A 16,577-nucleotide genomic window follows, 5' to 3' on the forward strand; every position below is an offset into this window, starting at 1 on the left:
AAAAAGGATGAGATAATGAAAGTTCTTATTATTGGTAACGGTGGTCGTGAGCATGCTCTGGCATGGAAAACCGCTGAGTCCGCCCAAGTTGAAAAAGTGTTTGTTGCACCAGGTAATGCTGGTACAGCAAGTGAGCACAAGGTTGAGAATGTTAATATCGGCGTAACAGACGTTACTGAGCTTGTGGCATTTGCACAGCAAGAAAAGATTGATCTGACCATTGTTGGCCCAGAAGCGCCATTGGTGATTGGCGTGGTAGATGCCTTTGAAGAAGCGGGCCTCGCCATTTTTGGCCCCACTCAAGGGGCAGCTCAATTGGAAGGTTCGAAAGCCTTTACCAAAGACTTCTTAGCACGTCATAAGATACCGACAGCAGCCTACGGCAACTTTACTGAAATCGCCCCAGCGGTGGCTTACATCAAAGAACAAGGTGCGCCGATTGTTGTTAAAGCCGATGGTTTGGCGGCGGGCAAAGGCGTTATCTTGGCGCAAACTGAAGAAGAAGCCATTGCGGCAGTGGAAGACATGCTGCAAGGCAATGCTTTTGGCGATGCTGGCAACCGTGTGGTGATCGAAGAGTTCTTAGTCGGCGAAGAAGCCAGCTTTATTTGCATGGTCGATGGCGAAACCGTATTACCTATGGCCACCAGCCAAGACCATAAAGCACGCGATAATGGCGACCAAGGTCCTAACACTGGCGGCATGGGCGCTTACTCCCCTGCTCCTGTGGTAACCCCAGAAATTCACGATCGCATTATGAATGAAGTCATTATGCCAACCGTGAAAGGCATGAATGCCGAAGGCAATCGCTACCGTGGTTTCCTATACGCTGGGGTGATGGTCGCTCCCGATGGCACACCAAAGGTGTTGGAATACAACTGCCGCTTCGGTGACCCTGAAACTCAACCTATTATGATGCGTTTGCGCTCTGACTTGGCACAAATGTGTTTGTCCGCGATCCAAGGTGAGCTGGATAAAGTCGAGGCCGATTGGGATCCTCGTGCCAGTTTAGGCGTGGTATTGGCGGCTGGCGGTTACCCAGCAGACTACAACAAGGGCGATGTGATTTCTGGTTTGGACACAGTGCTGCCAGCACATCAAAAAGTCTTCCAAGCGGGCACCGCAAGCAAAGACGGCCAAGTTGTTACCAATGGTGGTCGTGTACTGTGTGCCGTGTCTTTGGGTGACACAGTCGCTCAAGCGCAAGCGGGTGCTTACCAAGTTGTTAACACCCTATCTTGGGACAAGGTGTATTTCCGTACCGACATTGGTCACCGCGCCATTGCTCGTGAGAAAAATTAAGACAATCAAACACACAAAAAAGGCTTCCGTGGAAGCCTTTTTTACTCTGTTTCATTGGTTTTTTATCTATCTGATTTGCATTGCAAGCAGCAATTATGGTTTTAAATTGTTCGCTTTCTTGTCTAACCAAGCCTTAAATACTCTGCCTACTTCCAAGACAAGTAGACCAAAAATCACGCCAGCCATCCAATCAAGTGCCAACAAGAAACCAAGCGTCGCTATCAAACCATAGCCATAGATATAATTAGTTCGCTTTTCTGGATTGGCCGAGCGCGTAAACCAAGTTACCAACAAAAGTAACAAGCAGAACCAAACATAATGTTCAAGCAAAAATGGATATAGCATTCAATCCCCTATCTAGTTAATAATGATAGCCTTCACAGACACAACATGGGCCGGCATTTTGCTTCGATTCATTTTACTCCTTTTATTTTTTGCCTCCAACTTCGCCTTGGGCAAAGCCAATATTGCCATCATTGATGACGCACATTCGTCTTTTAACATTGGCCAAAGTGCCTTCTACTATATCGATGAATCCAAAAGCCTCTCTTATCAAGATGTCTCTTCCGATGAATACGCCAAACGCTTCCGACCTTTAGCCAGAGACTATGTGCAATTTAGCATCACCGAGGGCAATATCTGGATACGTACCGAAGCGGCCATTCAGACTAATATACCGACACCTATCTTGTTGGACATTAGTGCGCCACGCTTACAGGAGTTGGATTTATTTTTACCCAATTTGTTTGGTGGTCAGGTACAAGTCGAATTGGGAGGCACAAGACCTTATGCCAACCTGCCGATTGATGGGTTAAGTTATGCCTACCCTTTGCCCAGCAATATTCCGCCCATTTTTACCATTTACATCAAGATGGCGTCACATTTACCCATCAATGCCAATATGGAATTGAAAACCCTTTCGCAGGCCAACAAAGACGCACAAAACGAAACCTTGTTTACGGGACTCTTGATCGGCGTACTCACAACCTTGTTTGTCTGCAATGTGTTTTTCTTTGTCAGAACGACTCGTACCATGTATCTGATTTATGGTGGCATGCTGGTGAGTATTGCCATTCTGCACTTAACCCTACATGACCATATTGCTCAGTTATTCCCCCATCATCCCGGCATTCAAGAACGCGTTTACAATTTAGCGTCGTTGAGCGGTTTAACCGCGATTGTCTTCTTCTCACGTTTATATTTGGACACCAAGCGCCACTTGCCCATGATGGATAAGTTGCTCTTCTTCATCGGTTCCTTCAATGCTCTTTTGGGCATTTTGTTTACTCTTGTACCAGATAAAATCAACATCATGATTTTATCTGGTAGTGCTGTAATCACCCTTATCATTCTTACTTTTCATGCCATCTATGCCTTCGTCAAGAATGTCCCCTACTCGAGTTATTATCTGACCGCGCGCATTGTCTTATTTACTGGACACTTTACATGGATTTTATCTGTCTATGGGGTGATTCCTAGTCCATTGTTATTAGAATGGGGGTTGACCGTCACCATCATTTTGGAAGCCTTGATTCACTTTACGGGCATGATAGCGCAGACCACGCCTCTGCTGCAGAAATATGCTCATCGCCGCGGCTACTCGCAAGCTGAAATGTTCGATTTATTATCCGATTTATCAAGCCGCTTGCGTCGTCAGATCAATGTGACTGACGGGGTTCTTAAACAACTTAATCATGTCACCAAAAGCGCCGACGACAGTCTCTTTGTTAAAGCGGGACAAATGGCCAATCAGAATGTAAAAAGTCTGATCGAGCGCGTCGATGTGCTGACCGACATCAAAGACAATCAGTTCCCCGAACAAGTCACGCCACTGGCATTAACCAAATTGCTCGACGAAGCCTATGAAGCCTTTCAATTAGTGGATCAGGACAACACGAGCTTAAACATGCACAGTAACAATATCGATCGCGTTGAAGTACTACAAAATGCCCCCTTGATTAAGCATCTCATTGTCGTCTTAGCACAAGAGTTTAAGCACTTTACCGATCAACCACTTAATATGAATTTCATTCGCCACGACATAAATCGTGACGGCATCACCATGCTAGAAATCGAATGCTACCCCTTACCAATTCGCGCCTACAGTCATTACAGTCGCTTTGATCTTGGTTTAAATTACATCAAACTCATCATTGAACATTTAAGAGGCAAACTACTGGAAACGGCAAACGATCAAGATCGCATCATCAATATCCAAGTGCCAATTCGCGTTCATTTACGCCAGAGTGCCATGCAAGATCATTTATCAGAACAGTTTGATATTGTGCTCTTTGGACAATCCGATGAAGACATGCAAACCGCTCACTTCCTAACCTACAAGCACAGTAATAAAATCGAGCAATTCAGCGAATTGGATGCGCTATTAGGGTATTTTCAGAACCCAGACCAACGTCAATCTGGTTCCATTATTTTAGTATTTGATAATGGTGGTCATATTCCTCATGTGACCTTACAACGATTATTACCACTGATGCGCGACGAAGATCAGTGTTTACTCATCAGTAAGAATGTTAAAATGTCACTAGATTATGCACAAAAGCTTGGTTTTGATGATTTATTATCCTCTGCCGAAATCAACGACCAATTAGAAGCACGTTTGATCAAGCTGATTCAAAAAGGCGCGCGATTTAAATCGTCTCCTTTGTCTAAGATCAAAGCTTTGCGTAAAAGCCCTTGATGCTAATCCACTGAGCACAAATAATACCTAGGAGTAATTATGGATTGCCTATTTTGCAAGTTGGTTAAGGGAGAAATCCCTGCCACTATCTTGTACCAAGACGACGATGTCATTGCCTTTGAAGACATCATGCCACAGGCGCCAACGCATTTTTTGGTGATCCCTAAACGCCATATCGCCACCTTGAATGACCTAACGGACGAGGACGCCAGTTTGGTAGGCAAGTTACAAGTCACCGCCGCGAAGGTTGCCAAGCAAAAAGGCATCAGTGACGATGGCTATCGCGTAGTCATGAATTGCAATGAAATGGGTGGTCAAACCGTCTATCATATTCACATGCATGTGCTTGGTGGTCGCAGTATGACTTGGCCGCCAGGCTAACAAGGAGCTTTCAATGACATCCTTTGTTGATAAAGCGGTCTTGCAGTTAGACCGCGCTTTGCAAACCCTAGTACCTCATGTGGCAAACGCCTCGCGTCCTTCGCCAGCTCAAGGGTTAGAAGAAGCGGAACTCAGCACAGCAGAACGCAAGCATGCTGCTGGTCTGATGCGCATTAATCACACCGGCGAAGTCTGTGCCCAAGCCTTGTATGCTGGTCAAGCCACCACAGCAAAATTGGCCAGTGTACGGGACGAAATGGAGCACGCCGCAGATGAAGAGATCGATCATCTGGTGTGGTGTGAGCAGCGTTTGTACGAACTTGGCAGTCGTCCAAGTGTACTGAATCCTCTTTTTTTTGGTGCTTCTTTTGTGATTGGCGCTGGAGCGGGGTTAATCAGTGACAAGCTGAGCCTAGGTTTTGTGGCTGCGACCGAAGATCAGGTGTGTGTCCATCTTGAAAAACACATGGCGAAACTACCAGAGCAAGACCAAAAGAGTAAAGCCGTACTGGAACAAATGCACATAGACGAGGCCAAACATAAGGCCATGGCCCTGGATGCCGGTGGTTATGAATTCCCTACACCTGTGATGAAGATCATGACCAAGGTATCTAAAATCATGACGTCTTCCACTTATCGAGTTTAATTATGAACAGAGATTTGCACTCCATCCGTCGTGACTATCAATTTGATGATTTGCTTGAAGAATCCGTCGGAGACAAGCCTTTCGATTTATTCGATCACTGGTTAGAAAATGCCATCGAGCAATGTCTTGATGACCCAACGGCCATGACATTAAGCACGGTCGGGGCCGACGGATGGCCGCATTCACGGGTGGTCTTATTAAAACAACGGGATGATTCAGGGTTTATCTTTTTCACCAACTACGACAGTGAAAAAGGCCAACAGCTTACGGCCAACAACAAAGCCTGCATTAACTTTTTCTGGCCCGCCTTATCCCGCCAAATTCGCATTGAAGGGGAAATTGAAAAAGTCGCACGTCAGGTGTCCAGCGATTACTTCGCCACGCGTCCTCGTGACAGTCAATTGGCAGCAAGAACCTCGCAGCAAAGTGCGGTAATTGCCGACCGAGAGGAACTAATAGACGCTTATGCTGAGGAAAAAGCCAAGTTTGCTGAGCAAGATAAGATACCTTGCCCAGATAACTGGGGCGGCTATGTTTTAGCACCTCGCTTTATCGAATTTTGGCAAGGTCGCCCAAGCCGTTTACACGACCGAATCTGTTTTACTAAACAAAATGAGGGTTGGAGCCGAACCCGTAAAGCGCCCTAATCTCGAGCCTTGTTAAATTCATAGTAAACGTCGAAAGGTCAAACTGATACGCTCATGTTTGACCTTTTTCCTAACCGGCAGAGTATGTTGCCATAAAACTTGTACTGATGGTGCCATGATCAACCAAGAAGCATCTTCCACTTCAATACTGTGCTTAATACTGTGATCTTGTTTGTAGCGAAACACAAAACTGCGTCTTGCCCCCAAACTCAACATGGCCACCACAGGCGCAGGGCCTAGACTGGCTTCGTCATCCGCGTGCCAGCCCATGTACTCTTCTCCATTCTCATACCAATTCAGCAAAACCGCGTTAAAGCTTTGTCCTGCAAGCTGTTCCGCTTCCTGCTTTACCGCCAATAAAACATCTGGCCATCCAGTGCCAAGATGATCTTTGCCCGAGTAGCGATAGCAAACGCCCGCATCGGCCACAAAAGCCACTTGCCTTGGCACCTGAACATCGCGACCATACATGCGCAAAGTCTCTCGCTGCCACGTCAGCTCCTGTTGCAACTTGGCCATTAACCCTTGCTGGCTTGAGCTGGAAAATAAGTAGCGGTATGATGGTTTGATCGCCATTTAGACCCGTACCTTTGATATCATGCTTTCCCCTATTCAGTCCATTAGTACGAACCGCAGTTTGTTATTGGATGCGTATCGCGGCCTTGCGGTTGCGCTGATGATAGTGTTCCACTTTTGTTGGGATTTGCGACACTTTAACTTTCTTGAGTTTGCCATTCACGACCCTTTTTGGATCCACTTTCGCAGCTTGATTCTAACGCTTTTTTTAACCGCTGTCGGTTGGTCAAGCTATTTAGCCTTACAATCCAGCAAAGCCAATGCCTTTTGGCCTCGTGACCTAAAGCTGTTCATTTCTGCCACGGCCATTTCTTTAGCCACTTATTTGGCAGCCCCCAATCAGTGGATTTACTTTGGTATTTTGCATTTTATCTTTGTCGCTTCTTTATTGACCCGCCCTTTGCTTAGGTGGCCGTTGTTCTCCGCATTACTCGGCGCCGGTATTCTGGTGATATATAAAACAACCGATTGGCTACTCTTTCCCAATGCTTTTGGCTTTATTACTGAACACATTATCACTTTGCCATTTCGCACTTTGGACATTGTCTTTCCTTTTCCTTGGATTGGCGTGGTACTCATTGGGCCTTTATTAGGCTACCTCGGCTGGCATAAGCGCCACATAGGACAAACCTTACCAGTACGACTACTGGCTTTTATAGGACGTCATGCCTTACCTATCTATTTAGTGCATCAAATGATTTTATTCAGTGCAGTAGCTGGTTTCAAAATGGTGCTTGAGCGGTTATCTTGAGCTTTTTTTGTGCAATTAAAATCACCTGATTTTCGACGTTAAAAATTGCTACAAAAACCTTTTTCAGCGCTTGCCAAATTGGCAATCTAACAATGATCAAGCAGACAAGGTAAGTAACCACTTAGTCAGTATAAATTTCTTAATTTTCGCTGTTTTTCAAGCCTTGATTTTCAATCCATTGGGCACTATTGTTCGTTACAGATTTCAAATAAAACACTATATGTAGTGTTTATTTATGTAAACAAACACAATATAGTGTGTAGTAACACTTTTTCTAATAATGCGCTAATGGGAAGTTAAGGCATGAGCACTCTCACAGTTACTAAACGTAACGGGACGACCGAAAATATCGATCTAGACAAGATTCATAAAGTCATTATGTGGGCCGCTGAAGGGTTAGATAATGTCTCCGTTTCCCAAGTAGAATTGAAAGCTCAAATACAATTCTTTGAAGGCATTCGTACTACGGATATTCACGAAACCCTAATCAAATCTGCGGCGGATTTGATTTCGGAGAATACACCAGATTATCAGTACTTAGCAGCACGCCTTGCCATCTTTCATTTGCGCAAAAAAGCCTTTGGTGACTTTGAACCACCGCATTTGCTTGACCATGTGAAAAAATTAGTAGCGCAGAATCGTTATGATGCGCACTTACTAGAAGACTACAGCGCAGAAGAGTTCGATCAATTGAACAGCTTCATTGATCACTCACGTGATATGAACTTCTCTTACGCGGCAGTAAAACAACTCGAAGGTAAGTACCTAGTTCAAAATCGCGTCTCTGGGGACATTTACGAAAGCCCACAGTTTATCTACATCTTGGTTGCGGCGTGCTTGTTCGCTAACTATGACAAGAGCACACGTCTGGATTTCATTCGTCGTTTCTATGATGCCGTCTCTCAGTTCAAGATCTCTTTGCCAACACCCATCATGTCCGGTATCCGTACCCCAACTCGCCAGTTTAGTAGCTGTGTATTGATTGAATGTGGTGATTCTCTGGATTCCATCAATGCCACCTCAAGCGCGATTGTGAAATACGTGAGCCAACGTGCAGGCATTGGTGTCAATGCTGGTGCCATTCGTGCATTAGGTAGCCCAATTCGTGGTGGCGAAGCTTTCCACACAGGTTGTATTCCTTTCTACAAGCACTTCCAGACAGCGGTGAAGAGCTGTTCACAAGGCGGCGTACGTGGTGGCGCGGCAACCGTGTTCTACCCTATTTGGCACTTGGAAGTAGAAAGCCTATTGGTATTGAAGAATAACCGTGGTGTCGAGGAAAACCGTGTTCGTCATTTGGATTACGGCGTGCAATTCAACCGCTTGATGTACCAACGTTTGATCAAGGGCGAAAACATCACCTTGTTCAGCCCATCGGATGTACCTGGTTTGTACGATGCTTTCTTCGCAGATCAGGAAGAATTTGATCGTCTTTACACACTTTATGAGCAAGACGACAGCATTCGTAAGCAAAGCATTAAAGCCTCTGAATTATTTACTTTATTTGCTTCTGAGCGTGCCAGTACAGGTCGTATTTACCTACAAAACGTTGACCACTGTAATACGCACAGCCCATTCGACCCTAAAATGGCACCGGTTAAACAAAGTAACCTGTGTTTAGAAATTGCTTTGCCGACCAAACCACTACAACGCGTTGACGACCCTGAAGGTGAAATTGCCTTGTGTACCTTATCGGCATTCAACCTAGGTACGCTTGAAGATTTGAACGAGCTAGAAGAATTGGCTGAATTGATTGTTCGCGCCTTGGACAGCTTGTTGGATTACCAAAATTACCCAATTCCAGCGGCTCAGCGTGCAACAGAATTGCGTCGCACCTTGGGTGTCGGCGTCATCAACTACGCTTACTACTTGGCGAAAAATGGTGTGAAATATTCAGATGGCAGTGCCAACGAGTTAACGCACAAGACATTTGAAGCCATTCAGTACTTCTTGCTAAAAGCGTCTAACAGGTTGTCAAAAGAATTCGGCCCTTGCTTAGCCTTTGACGAAACCACTTACTCGAAAGGCATTTTGCCAATCGACAGTTACAAGAAAGAAATCGATACGGTTTGCCCGCCAACCCTAGATTACGATTGGGAAGCCTTGCGTAAAGAGATTGTGGAACATGGCCTGCGTAATTCGACGTTGACGGCACTGATGCCTTCTGAGACCTCTTCTCAGATCAGTAACGCGACCAATGGTATCGAGCCACCACGTGGTTTCGTGTCGATTAAAGCCAGTAAAGATGGCATCTTGAAGCAAGTGGTTCCGGAGTTTGAACGCCTAAAAGACAACTACGAATTATTGTGGAGCATTCCATCCAACGATGGTTACCTACAACTTGTTGGCATCATGCAGAAGTTCGTTGACCAAGCGATTTCCGCTAACACTAACTACGACCCACAAAAGTTTGAATCGCAAAAAGTACCCATGAAGGTGATTTTGAAGGATCTGTTAACAGCTTATAAATTGGGTGTAAAAACACTTTACTATCATAACACTCGTGACGGGGCCGAAGACAAACAGGAAGACATGGACGATTGCGCAGGCGGTGCTTGTAAGATCTAAAGACGCCCGACTTACGTAAAACCTAAGCCCCATTTCATTGGGGCTTAGTCATGTTAAAAAGCCAAACACATTAATTAACAAGGCTCGCGGTTCGCAGCCTTGCGCATTAGAGGATATTATTGCGAGATGAGTTATTCGACTTTCAACCGCAAACATTTCGACAGCATGAAAGAACCTATGTTCTTTGGTGAAAACGTCAACGTTGCTCGTTATGATCAACAGAAGCACCCTATTTTTGAAAAGCTGATCGAGAAGCAGTTGTCTTTTTTCTGGCGTCCAGAAGAAGTCGATCTCTCTACTGACCGCAAAGATTTTCAACGCTTAGAAGAACACGAACAACATATTTTCTTAAGCAACTTAAAGTACCAAACCTTGCTAGACAGCGTACAAGGACGCTCACCCAATGTGGCCCTGCTGCCCATTGTGTCATTGCCTGAACTGGAAACCTGGATTGAGACTTGGTCGTTCAGTGAAACCATTCACAGTCGTTCTTACACCCACATCATTCGTAACATTGTTAACGACCCAACCAAGATCTTCGATGACATTGTGAACAACGAAGAAATCACCAAACGCGCCGACAGCGTCTCCAAGTACTATGATCGTTTGATTGAGATGGTCAATATTTACAACACCATGGGCTTAGGGACTTTCAATATTCCCGGCAAAGGCGATGTTGACATCTCTATGCCGGAACTGAAAAAAGCCCTGTACCTGACCATCGCTTCCGTGAACGTACTGGAAGCCATTCGCTTCTACGTCAGTTTCGCGTGCAGTTTTGCCTTCGCTGAACGTACTTTGATGGAAGGTAACGCTAAGATCATTAAACTGATTGCCCGTGACGAAGCCCTGCATTTAACAGGCACTCAGCATATGTTGAACCTAATGGCATCAGGCAAAGACGATCCAGAAATGGCAACCATTGCGGCACAATGCAAAGATGAAATGCGTGACATCTTCATCGAAGCGGCTCAACAGGAAAAAGAATGGGCCAGCTACTTGTTTAAAGATGGCTCTATGATTGGTCTAAACGCGCAAATCCTAGGTCAGTATGTGGAATACATCAGTAACGTTCGTATGCAAGCCGTTGGTTTAGAAGCTTATTTTGAAACTAAGCACAACCCGATTCCATGGATCAATGCTTGGTTAGTAAGTGATAACGTGCAAGTTGCGCCACAAGAAGCGGAAATCAGCTCTTACTTGGTTGGCCAAATTGACAATGATCTAGACGAATCGGATTTCGATGACTTCGACCTCTAAAGTAGACATCTACCAACCTGAGCAAGCAGAACAGACGTCATCACCTGCTCAGGACAAGGATCAAGTTCACCGTGTGTTGCTGGGTAAAAAGCAAATTCTGGTAACAGAAGATGAACCCTTATTGATTCAACTCGAGCGTGCTGGTATTCATGTTGAATACCAGTGTCGTGAAGGTTACTGCTCGTCTTGTTCGATAAAGCTGCTGTGGGGACAAGTGAGTTACCCATTCGAGCCCATGGCTTGGGTACAAAGCGGCTATTTACTCGCCTGTTGCGCCATTGTCAAAAGCGACATTGAAATCGCCTTCTTCGACTAACAAACCTCTCTTCTATTTTTCTTCGCGCAAGGTTTGATAGCCTGCGTACAAGCGCGTGGCTGTCGTTAGCCAACAAATGCAGCCGAACACATAGGCCAAAACGCTGAAATAATTTGGCAATAAGCAAGCTAATACCAAGAAGGCAATGGTTTCTGCCCCTTCCGCCAAACCGCCTAAGAAATATAGGGACTTATTACCGTATTCCAAACGTTCGATGTTGCGTTTTTGCGCCATAATCGCAAAGGCTAAAAAACTGCTTCCCGTGCCCATAAAAGCAAAAATCAAGAAAGCCGCTGCCAAACTATTGTCCAATGGATTGGCAAGCGCGAACCCAAACACCACCCCTGAATAGAAAATAAAATCTAAGGTGATGTCTAAATATCCGCCCAAATCCGTTGGTCCTTGCAAGCGCGCCACAGCGCCATCTAAGCCATCCATCAAACGGTTGATGATCACGCACCACAAAGCCAGATCGTAAGCTTGCCAATACAAAGCAGGTAGGCTCAACATTCCTACTATGAATCCCACTATGGTGATTTGATTGGCGGTGATGCCAAGAGCATCAATGGCTTTGGCAAGATTACGCAATGGCGACTTCAAGTGCTTAATGAAAAAAGGGTCAAACATCAGGTTACTTCTCTTTTGTGAAGACGAAAGCCAAGCTGGCTTGATATAATAAACACACATTCTGCAACAGCAAGGTTAGTATGACACACGTAAAACAGTATGGTTCAACCGGCCCAAACTTAATGGTTATTCATGGTTTATTTGGTAATGCTAACAACTGGCACTCCATTGCCCAATCCCTTGCTGAAAATTTTACTGTGTATTGTGTTGATCTCCCTAATCATGGCAAATCCGCCACCATGGAAGCAGCCACTTACCCCAAAATGGCTGAAGCCATATTGACGTGGGCGGAGCAAGCCGGTTTGGATTCTTTCTATCTTCTTGGCCATTCCATGGGTGGCAAAGTCGCCATGCAAATGGCCAGTCTCACCAGCAAGATAGAAAAGCTCATTGTGGTGGACATAGCACCAGTCGATTATCAAGCCAGTCACACCAAAATTCTGCAAGGTCTGCAAGCATTAAAAAGCCAAGTCTTTAAGAGTCGCAAAGACGCAGATAAGCTATTGGCTGAATACGAGCCGAATATGGCGGTACGTCAATTTTTACTGAAAAACCTCAGTAAAACGGAACAAGGCTTAGTCTTGGATTTGGCGGTTGAGCAAATTGCCTCAGCCTACCCGACTATTCTCCAGAAACCTCAGTTAACGCTACACAATCCGTTAACCACCCTATTCATTAAGGGTGAACATTCTGATTACATCATTGCGGATTACCAACAGGCTATCATGGAGGCTTTCCCTAATGCTGACTACAAAATGCTTGCTGGCACTGGACATTGGTTGCATGCAGAAAAACCCATCCCCTTTACCAGTCTGGTAAAGCGCTTTTTACTGAATGGATAATATTGACCCGTACTCGTTTTAACATTCTGTGTCAGAACACAGACCAAACTGTTCTTTTAAATAGAGTTGAGAGGGCAACACAATACCGTGTGCTTTCACCAAATAGGGATTAAAACTCACCTTTAATACACTTGGATAACCTGCCGGAGGCAAAATACCAGTGCTCTGCCAACGAGTGACCATCTTACTCAATAAGGTTAATTTAGCATCAGCATCAGAATGAATAGCAAACAAAGCACCAGCGCGTACGAAGGCAAAAGAGGAACCGATCATCACTTTTCGTTGATGAAACAGCAATTTGAGTATGTCTTGAGCATTACCTTTTTGGAACAATTGGCTATCCACTAAAGAAAATACTAATTCAGACTCTTCCAACAAGTGGTTAACTGACATCAAAACCGACATACGATCGGTGTTGGTCTGCCAGAAGACAAACTCAAAACCATATTTTTCCGCCTTTTGTTGCATTACAGCTTGATCCAATTGTAAAGCGTCAGAAAACAACACCGCCAAGGGTTTTGGATCCAACCAAATGGCTTTCAACAAGGCCAAACGTTTCTCCACTGGGGCACCTGAGAAGACCGCGGAATGGCTTACAGAACAGTTTTTAGAAAGACTGTAAAATTCTTCCCGACCAATAAAAAGACCAATTACCGCGCCACGAGACATGGCCAAACAAGCCTGTTTAAATGACTTGGCACCAATGGTTACCACCACATCTTGTGCTTCAACTCGAGCAATGTTGTTGAGGAAGAAAGTGTCTCGCACAGGAATAGGTGACTCGTTGATAGACAGACGCTTTGACAATTGAAAACTCAAAGAGCGCACTGAACTTTCATCAGAATCATGCAGCACAAATATGGCTGCCGAGACTTGGAAAGCCATCAGACAGCCTATAATGATTGAAAAAATCCTTTTCAAAATGATCATATTCCGACGCTAAAAGCTAAGACTGGCAAATACATAAGTATAGGTGTCTTTCTCAAAATTATTATTTTTGGTGACAAAACCATTGTCGTCCAATCGACCTTCTGCTCCTACACCGAAATTCGCTTTGGTATAAAGTCCGAAAGAATGGCGGTAGGACAACCAGAAATTCAGTAGTTTATAATCCAATCCCCCCAAGTCTTTACCGTACCAATAATAGCCTTGCGCAGACCAATTATCGGCCAAGGGAAGACTGCCAAATAATGATACAATCACAGGGGTTGTAGCCCGTTTAAGCTGTTCATTGTCGGTATCCGTATCTTGGTAGGCAAAAGTAATACGCGTCATGGCGCCCGATCGCGTTCGCCAATCTAATTCCAATTCGACACCGTTAATCGCAACGTCTTCAGTAACGCCTTCTTCTATCGGAGCATCAATACCACTAAATGCTGAAAACACTTTTGAACTCAATACCATGTCATCCACTTCATCATGGTAGAGTTTAATGTCTAGGGAGATTCTGTTACTTGGCCAAAAATGATAATAACCCAACTCATAAGAAGTGATTTTCTCCGCCTTTTCTCCCTCATCCGCGTAAGTCGTGGTTGAAGTCGCGCCGTTTGATAAGACATAATGCCAACGCAAATATTCATCCGCTAAATCCGGTGTGCGAACGGCTTTAGAAACATTGAATCTCAGCGCATCTTGTTCGCTTAACTTATAGGTCAAACCCAACTTAGGAGAAAGAAAGCCCCCACTCATGTCACTGTGCTCGAACATTGCACCTGTGTTCAACACCCAACCTGAATTAACTCGATACTCCACATTTGAAGACAAGCGAAACACTTCATCTTCTGCAGTGCCCGACAAATAATGCTCAGATTGTGCGTTTTCCCAACGATACCCTAACGCTGAGATCACTCTAAGTTGCTCAGATGCTTGCCATGTACTTTGCAGCTCTATATCACGTCGTGTTTCAACTAAGTCCACTTCATAGGATTCTTCGAGATCAGAGCTAATCGTGTCACCAAAAATTTGTGCATAAAAAGTTGGCGACAGAGTCACTTGATGCCATTCGTAAATATCCGATTCATCGTAGTAGGCTTGCAGTTTGAGTTCGTGATACTCCGATGTCTGCCACTGATAGGCCATCTTAATGTGCTCGCGATGAACAATACGTTCAGGGTCATTGATATCGTATGAATTCAGGCCATATTCCGACGGCTCAATGTTCGCGACCAAATAACTCGCTCCTAAGTCCAAATCGAAACTCGTGGTGGCCGTTTCCTTGATCATTAACAGATTACCCATACTGGCACCATGGCCATCATGACGGTCGTCTCCCTCGTCATCTAGATCAAAACCAGCAATATTATTCGTAGAGGCCGATGCCCGATAACTCCAATCACCACTCAAGCCACTGTGCTGACCATACAAGCGATAATCCCCCTGAGATCCCGCATAAGTGGAAACACTGTTACCTAAGGTTTCAAGTGGAGAGCGGGTAATGATATTGACCACAGCAAAAAAGGAATTGATGCCATAACTGGCCGCATTTGGTCCGCGATTGACCTCTACACGTGCCACATCCTCAATACTGATGGGCAAGGTTGCCCATTCCACTCGCGCGATACCTACACTGTAAACTGAGCGACCATTGATCAATACCTGTATGCGTCGATATTGATCTAATTGAGTGCCATGATAAGACGCGACTATTTCACTAGAGGCATGGTATGGCGCCACAGAAAAGCCCGGCACAAACTGCAATAAATCCTCTACGTACTGCACATTGACTCGTCGTATGAATTCACCATCCAAAACAGACAAAGTAGAAGAGACATCCACTCTTGGTTGGGAAATTTTAGAAGGGGTAACTACAACAGGAATCACATCCAAAAAACCATCGTAGCCACTGATATCATTCCCGTCGGCATAAGATGACTTATCGACAAAGTCTTCTTCACTGTACTTTTCATCCATCAATGGATCATTGAAAAGAATCTCATAGTTGGAGGTGTCGCTGTCAGCCCAAACAGCCATGCTGCTCATCCAGAGCCCCAAAATACTCACTGTAAATCGCATGGTAACTACTTAAGCCTATATTCGTCCGCCAGATAGGTTCCCAAGATTCGCACTTCTTCAGAAAAGAAGCGCAACTCTTCCAGTGCTGCTTGCATGTCGGGTGCTTGAAAATGCGCTTCCACATCCACGTAGAACTGCGTGGCGGTGAAATTCCCATTTACCATATAACTTTCTAGCTTCAACATATTGATACCTTGTGTGGCAAAGCCCCCCATGGCTTTGTACAGAGCGGCAGGGATGTTGCGTACACGAAACATAAAAGAAGTAATGTAAGTATGTTGCGTTTCATAAACTGGCATTTTCTGCTGACGAGACAGAACCAAAAAGCGCGTCGTATTACCTTGCGTATCATTAAAATGCATTTTTAGTACCTGTAAGCCGTATAATTCCGCCGCTAACTCAGAAGAAATCACTGCCAAACCAGGTTCATCTTGTTCCGCTATGTGTTTGGCTGCACCAGCCGTGTCATACATGGCTTGGCTTTTCGCCTCCAAGGCTTTGATGTTGGTATCACATTGCGCCAAAGCTTGGGGGTGACTGCCAATTCGCGTAATGTCAGATAAGGTCATATCGTGACGCGCAATCAAACAATGATTCACGGGCTCAAAATGCTCTTTCACCACATACAGTTGGGTTTTGCGCAGTTCGCGGTAAATTTCTTCTACTCGCCCCGCGGTGGAGTTTTCAACTGGGATCATGGCGTAATAAGCGTCACCCTTTTCAACCATCTGCAAAGCATCTGCAAAGGTCGCGCAATTGACCGTGTTCCAGTCAGGAAAAGTATGTTTACAAGCAAGGTGTGAGTAAGCGCCCGGCTCGCCTTGATAAGCGACGATTTGACCGGCATCAAGTGTTAAAGAAGAATCTGGCATAATATAATACATCTTAAGACTTTCGTTATCTTACATTACCAAATAGAGTCTGCTAGATACATCCTTAATCTAACAAATT

Annotated in this window: 16 protein-coding genes; 10 read left to right on the plus strand and 6 right to left on the minus strand. The window is 44.9% G+C overall.

The genetic code is table 11. The features are described 5' to 3' along the window. Positions 1–15: 15 nt before the first annotated feature. Positions 16–1,302, plus strand: a complete 1,287-nt coding sequence (gene purD, locus ACXAH2_RS04180) for a phosphoribosylamine--glycine ligase (protein ID WP_475076909.1) — start codon at positions 16–18, stop codon at positions 1,300–1,302. A 93-nt stretch (positions 1,303–1,395) separates the two neighbouring features. On the opposite strand, the gene ACXAH2_RS04185 is transcribed toward purD, so the two are convergent. Beyond that, positions 1,396–1,647, minus strand: coding sequence for a hypothetical protein (locus ACXAH2_RS04185; RefSeq protein WP_475076910.1), 252 nt, complete (start codon positions 1,645–1,647; stop codon positions 1,396–1,398). A gap of 58 nt (positions 1,648–1,705) precedes the next feature. Between ACXAH2_RS04185 and ACXAH2_RS04190 the strand changes: the two genes are divergently transcribed. The 4 genes from ACXAH2_RS04190 to pdxH are packed head-to-tail and all read left to right on the plus strand — an operon-like array spanning position 1,706 to position 5,674. Then, positions 1,706–4,000, plus strand: coding sequence for a 7TMR-DISM family protein (locus tag ACXAH2_RS04190; RefSeq protein WP_475076911.1), 2,295 nt, complete (start codon positions 1,706–1,708; stop codon positions 3,998–4,000). A 39-nt stretch (positions 4,001–4,039) separates the two neighbouring features. After that, positions 4,040–4,381, plus strand: coding sequence for a histidine triad nucleotide-binding protein (locus ACXAH2_RS04195; protein ID WP_353669162.1), 342 nt, complete (start codon positions 4,040–4,042; stop codon positions 4,379–4,381). Positions 4,382–4,394: 13 nt separating this feature from the next. Next, the gene (gene coq7, locus ACXAH2_RS04200; protein ID WP_475076912.1) at positions 4,395–5,027 is read left to right on the plus strand and encodes a 2-polyprenyl-3-methyl-6-methoxy-1,4-benzoquinone monooxygenase; all 633 of its coding nucleotides are present in this window, start codon (positions 4,395–4,397) and stop codon (positions 5,025–5,027) included. A gap of 2 nt (positions 5,028–5,029) precedes the next feature. Beyond that, positions 5,030–5,674, plus strand: a complete 645-nt coding sequence (gene pdxH, locus ACXAH2_RS04205; protein ID WP_475076913.1) for a pyridoxamine 5'-phosphate oxidase — start codon at positions 5,030–5,032, stop codon at positions 5,672–5,674. A gap of 18 nt (positions 5,675–5,692) precedes the next feature. Here the strand turns inward: pdxH and ACXAH2_RS04210 are convergent, their stop codons facing one another. Continuing rightward, positions 5,693–6,250 carry an alpha-ketoglutarate-dependent dioxygenase AlkB family protein gene (locus tag ACXAH2_RS04210; RefSeq protein ID WP_475076914.1) on the minus strand — a complete coding sequence of 186 codons (558 nt, stop codon included), beginning with the start codon at positions 6,248–6,250 and terminating at the stop codon, positions 5,693–5,695. A gap of 22 nt (positions 6,251–6,272) precedes the next feature. Here ACXAH2_RS04210 and ACXAH2_RS04215 point away from each other — a divergent pair, with 22 nt between their 5' ends. From ACXAH2_RS04215 to yfaE, 4 genes are all read left to right on the plus strand, one after another. Continuing rightward, positions 6,273–7,001 carry a heparan-alpha-glucosaminide N-acetyltransferase gene (locus tag ACXAH2_RS04215; RefSeq protein WP_475076915.1) on the plus strand — a complete coding sequence of 243 codons (729 nt, stop codon included), beginning with the start codon at positions 6,273–6,275 and terminating at the stop codon, positions 6,999–7,001. Between the two features lie 303 nt (positions 7,002–7,304). After that, positions 7,305–9,569 carry a class 1a ribonucleoside-diphosphate reductase subunit alpha gene (gene nrdA / locus ACXAH2_RS04220; RefSeq protein WP_475076916.1) on the plus strand — a complete coding sequence of 755 codons (2,265 nt, stop codon included), beginning with the start codon at positions 7,305–7,307 and terminating at the stop codon, positions 9,567–9,569. Between the two features lie 126 nt (positions 9,570–9,695). Further along, the gene (nrdB, locus tag ACXAH2_RS04225) at positions 9,696–10,829 is read left to right on the plus strand and encodes a class Ia ribonucleoside-diphosphate reductase subunit beta (RefSeq protein ID WP_475076917.1); all 1,134 of its coding nucleotides are present in this window, start codon (positions 9,696–9,698) and stop codon (positions 10,827–10,829) included. After that, positions 10,813–11,145, plus strand: coding sequence for a class I ribonucleotide reductase maintenance protein YfaE (gene yfaE / locus ACXAH2_RS04230; RefSeq protein ID WP_475076918.1), 333 nt, complete (start codon positions 10,813–10,815; stop codon positions 11,143–11,145). Before nrdB ends, yfaE begins: the two co-directional genes overlap by 17 nt. Before the next feature lie 12 nt (positions 11,146–11,157). Here yfaE and ACXAH2_RS04235 read toward each other — a convergent pair whose 3' ends face one another. Continuing rightward, positions 11,158–11,772: a CDP-alcohol phosphatidyltransferase family protein gene (locus ACXAH2_RS04235; protein WP_475076919.1), complete on the minus strand. Its 615-nt coding sequence runs from the start codon at positions 11,770–11,772 to the stop codon at positions 11,158–11,160. An 80-nt stretch (positions 11,773–11,852) separates the two neighbouring features. Here ACXAH2_RS04235 and ACXAH2_RS04240 point away from each other — a divergent pair, with 80 nt between their 5' ends. Then, positions 11,853–12,614 carry an alpha/beta fold hydrolase gene (locus tag ACXAH2_RS04240; RefSeq protein WP_475076920.1) on the plus strand — a complete coding sequence of 254 codons (762 nt, stop codon included), beginning with the start codon at positions 11,853–11,855 and terminating at the stop codon, positions 12,612–12,614. A gap of 18 nt (positions 12,615–12,632) precedes the next feature. On the opposite strand, the gene ACXAH2_RS04245 is transcribed toward ACXAH2_RS04240, so the two are convergent. Genes ACXAH2_RS04245 through ACXAH2_RS04255 form a run of 3 tightly spaced genes read right to left on the minus strand, consistent with a single transcriptional unit; the run spans position 12,633 to position 16,498 of the window. Beyond that, a complete protein-coding gene (locus tag ACXAH2_RS04245) occupies positions 12,633–13,499 on the minus strand; it encodes a hypothetical protein (protein ID WP_475076921.1) in 867 nt (288 codons plus the stop codon). 54 nt (positions 13,500–13,553) lie between these two features. After that, positions 13,554–15,593, minus strand: a complete 2,040-nt coding sequence (locus tag ACXAH2_RS04250; RefSeq protein ID WP_475076922.1) for a TonB-dependent receptor plug domain-containing protein — start codon at positions 15,591–15,593, stop codon at positions 13,554–13,556. Between the two features lie 38 nt (positions 15,594–15,631). After that, positions 15,632–16,498 carry a prephenate dehydratase gene (locus ACXAH2_RS04255; protein WP_475076923.1) on the minus strand — a complete coding sequence of 289 codons (867 nt, stop codon included), beginning with the start codon at positions 16,496–16,498 and terminating at the stop codon, positions 15,632–15,634. Positions 16,499–16,577 lie beyond the last annotated feature (79 nt).

Source organism: Marinomonas sp. ABL3_031, assembly GCF_056161265.1.

Excerpts from the sequence above, each read along its gene's own strand:
- yfaE (WP_475076918.1), top strand. The coding sequence starts at position 10,813 with ATGACTTCGACCTCTAAAGTAGACATCTACCAACCTGAGCAAGCAGAA.
- ACXAH2_RS04255 (WP_475076923.1), bottom strand. The coding sequence starts at position 16,498 with ATGCCAGATTCTTCTTTAACACTTGATGCCGGTCAAATCGTCGCTTAT.
- nrdA (WP_475076916.1), top strand. The coding sequence starts at position 7,305 with ATGAGCACTCTCACAGTTACTAAACGTAACGGGACGACCGAAAATATC.
- ACXAH2_RS04240 (WP_475076920.1), top strand. The coding sequence starts at position 11,853 with ATGACACACGTAAAACAGTATGGTTCAACCGGCCCAAACTTAATGGTT.
- nrdB (WP_475076917.1), top strand. The coding sequence starts at position 9,696 with ATGAGTTATTCGACTTTCAACCGCAAACATTTCGACAGCATGAAAGAA.
- ACXAH2_RS04210 (WP_475076914.1), bottom strand. The coding sequence starts at position 6,250 with ATGGCGATCAAACCATCATACCGCTACTTATTTTCCAGCTCAAGCCAG.
- ACXAH2_RS04245 (WP_475076921.1), bottom strand. The coding sequence starts at position 13,499 with ATGGCTTTCCAAGTCTCGGCAGCCATATTTGTGCTGCATGATTCTGAT.
- coq7 (WP_475076912.1), top strand. The coding sequence starts at position 4,395 with ATGACATCCTTTGTTGATAAAGCGGTCTTGCAGTTAGACCGCGCTTTG.
- ACXAH2_RS04215 (WP_475076915.1), top strand. The coding sequence starts at position 6,273 with ATGCTTTCCCCTATTCAGTCCATTAGTACGAACCGCAGTTTGTTATTG.
- ACXAH2_RS04235 (WP_475076919.1), bottom strand. The coding sequence starts at position 11,772 with ATGTTTGACCCTTTTTTCATTAAGCACTTGAAGTCGCCATTGCGTAAT.
- purD (WP_475076909.1), top strand. The coding sequence starts at position 16 with ATGAAAGTTCTTATTATTGGTAACGGTGGTCGTGAGCATGCTCTGGCA.
- ACXAH2_RS04195 (WP_353669162.1), top strand. The coding sequence starts at position 4,040 with ATGGATTGCCTATTTTGCAAGTTGGTTAAGGGAGAAATCCCTGCCACT.
- pdxH (WP_475076913.1), top strand. The coding sequence starts at position 5,030 with ATGAACAGAGATTTGCACTCCATCCGTCGTGACTATCAATTTGATGAT.
- ACXAH2_RS04250 (WP_475076922.1), bottom strand. The coding sequence starts at position 15,593 with ATGAGCAGCATGGCTGTTTGGGCTGACAGCGACACCTCCAACTATGAG.
- ACXAH2_RS04185 (WP_475076910.1), bottom strand. The coding sequence starts at position 1,647 with ATGCTATATCCATTTTTGCTTGAACATTATGTTTGGTTCTGCTTGTTA.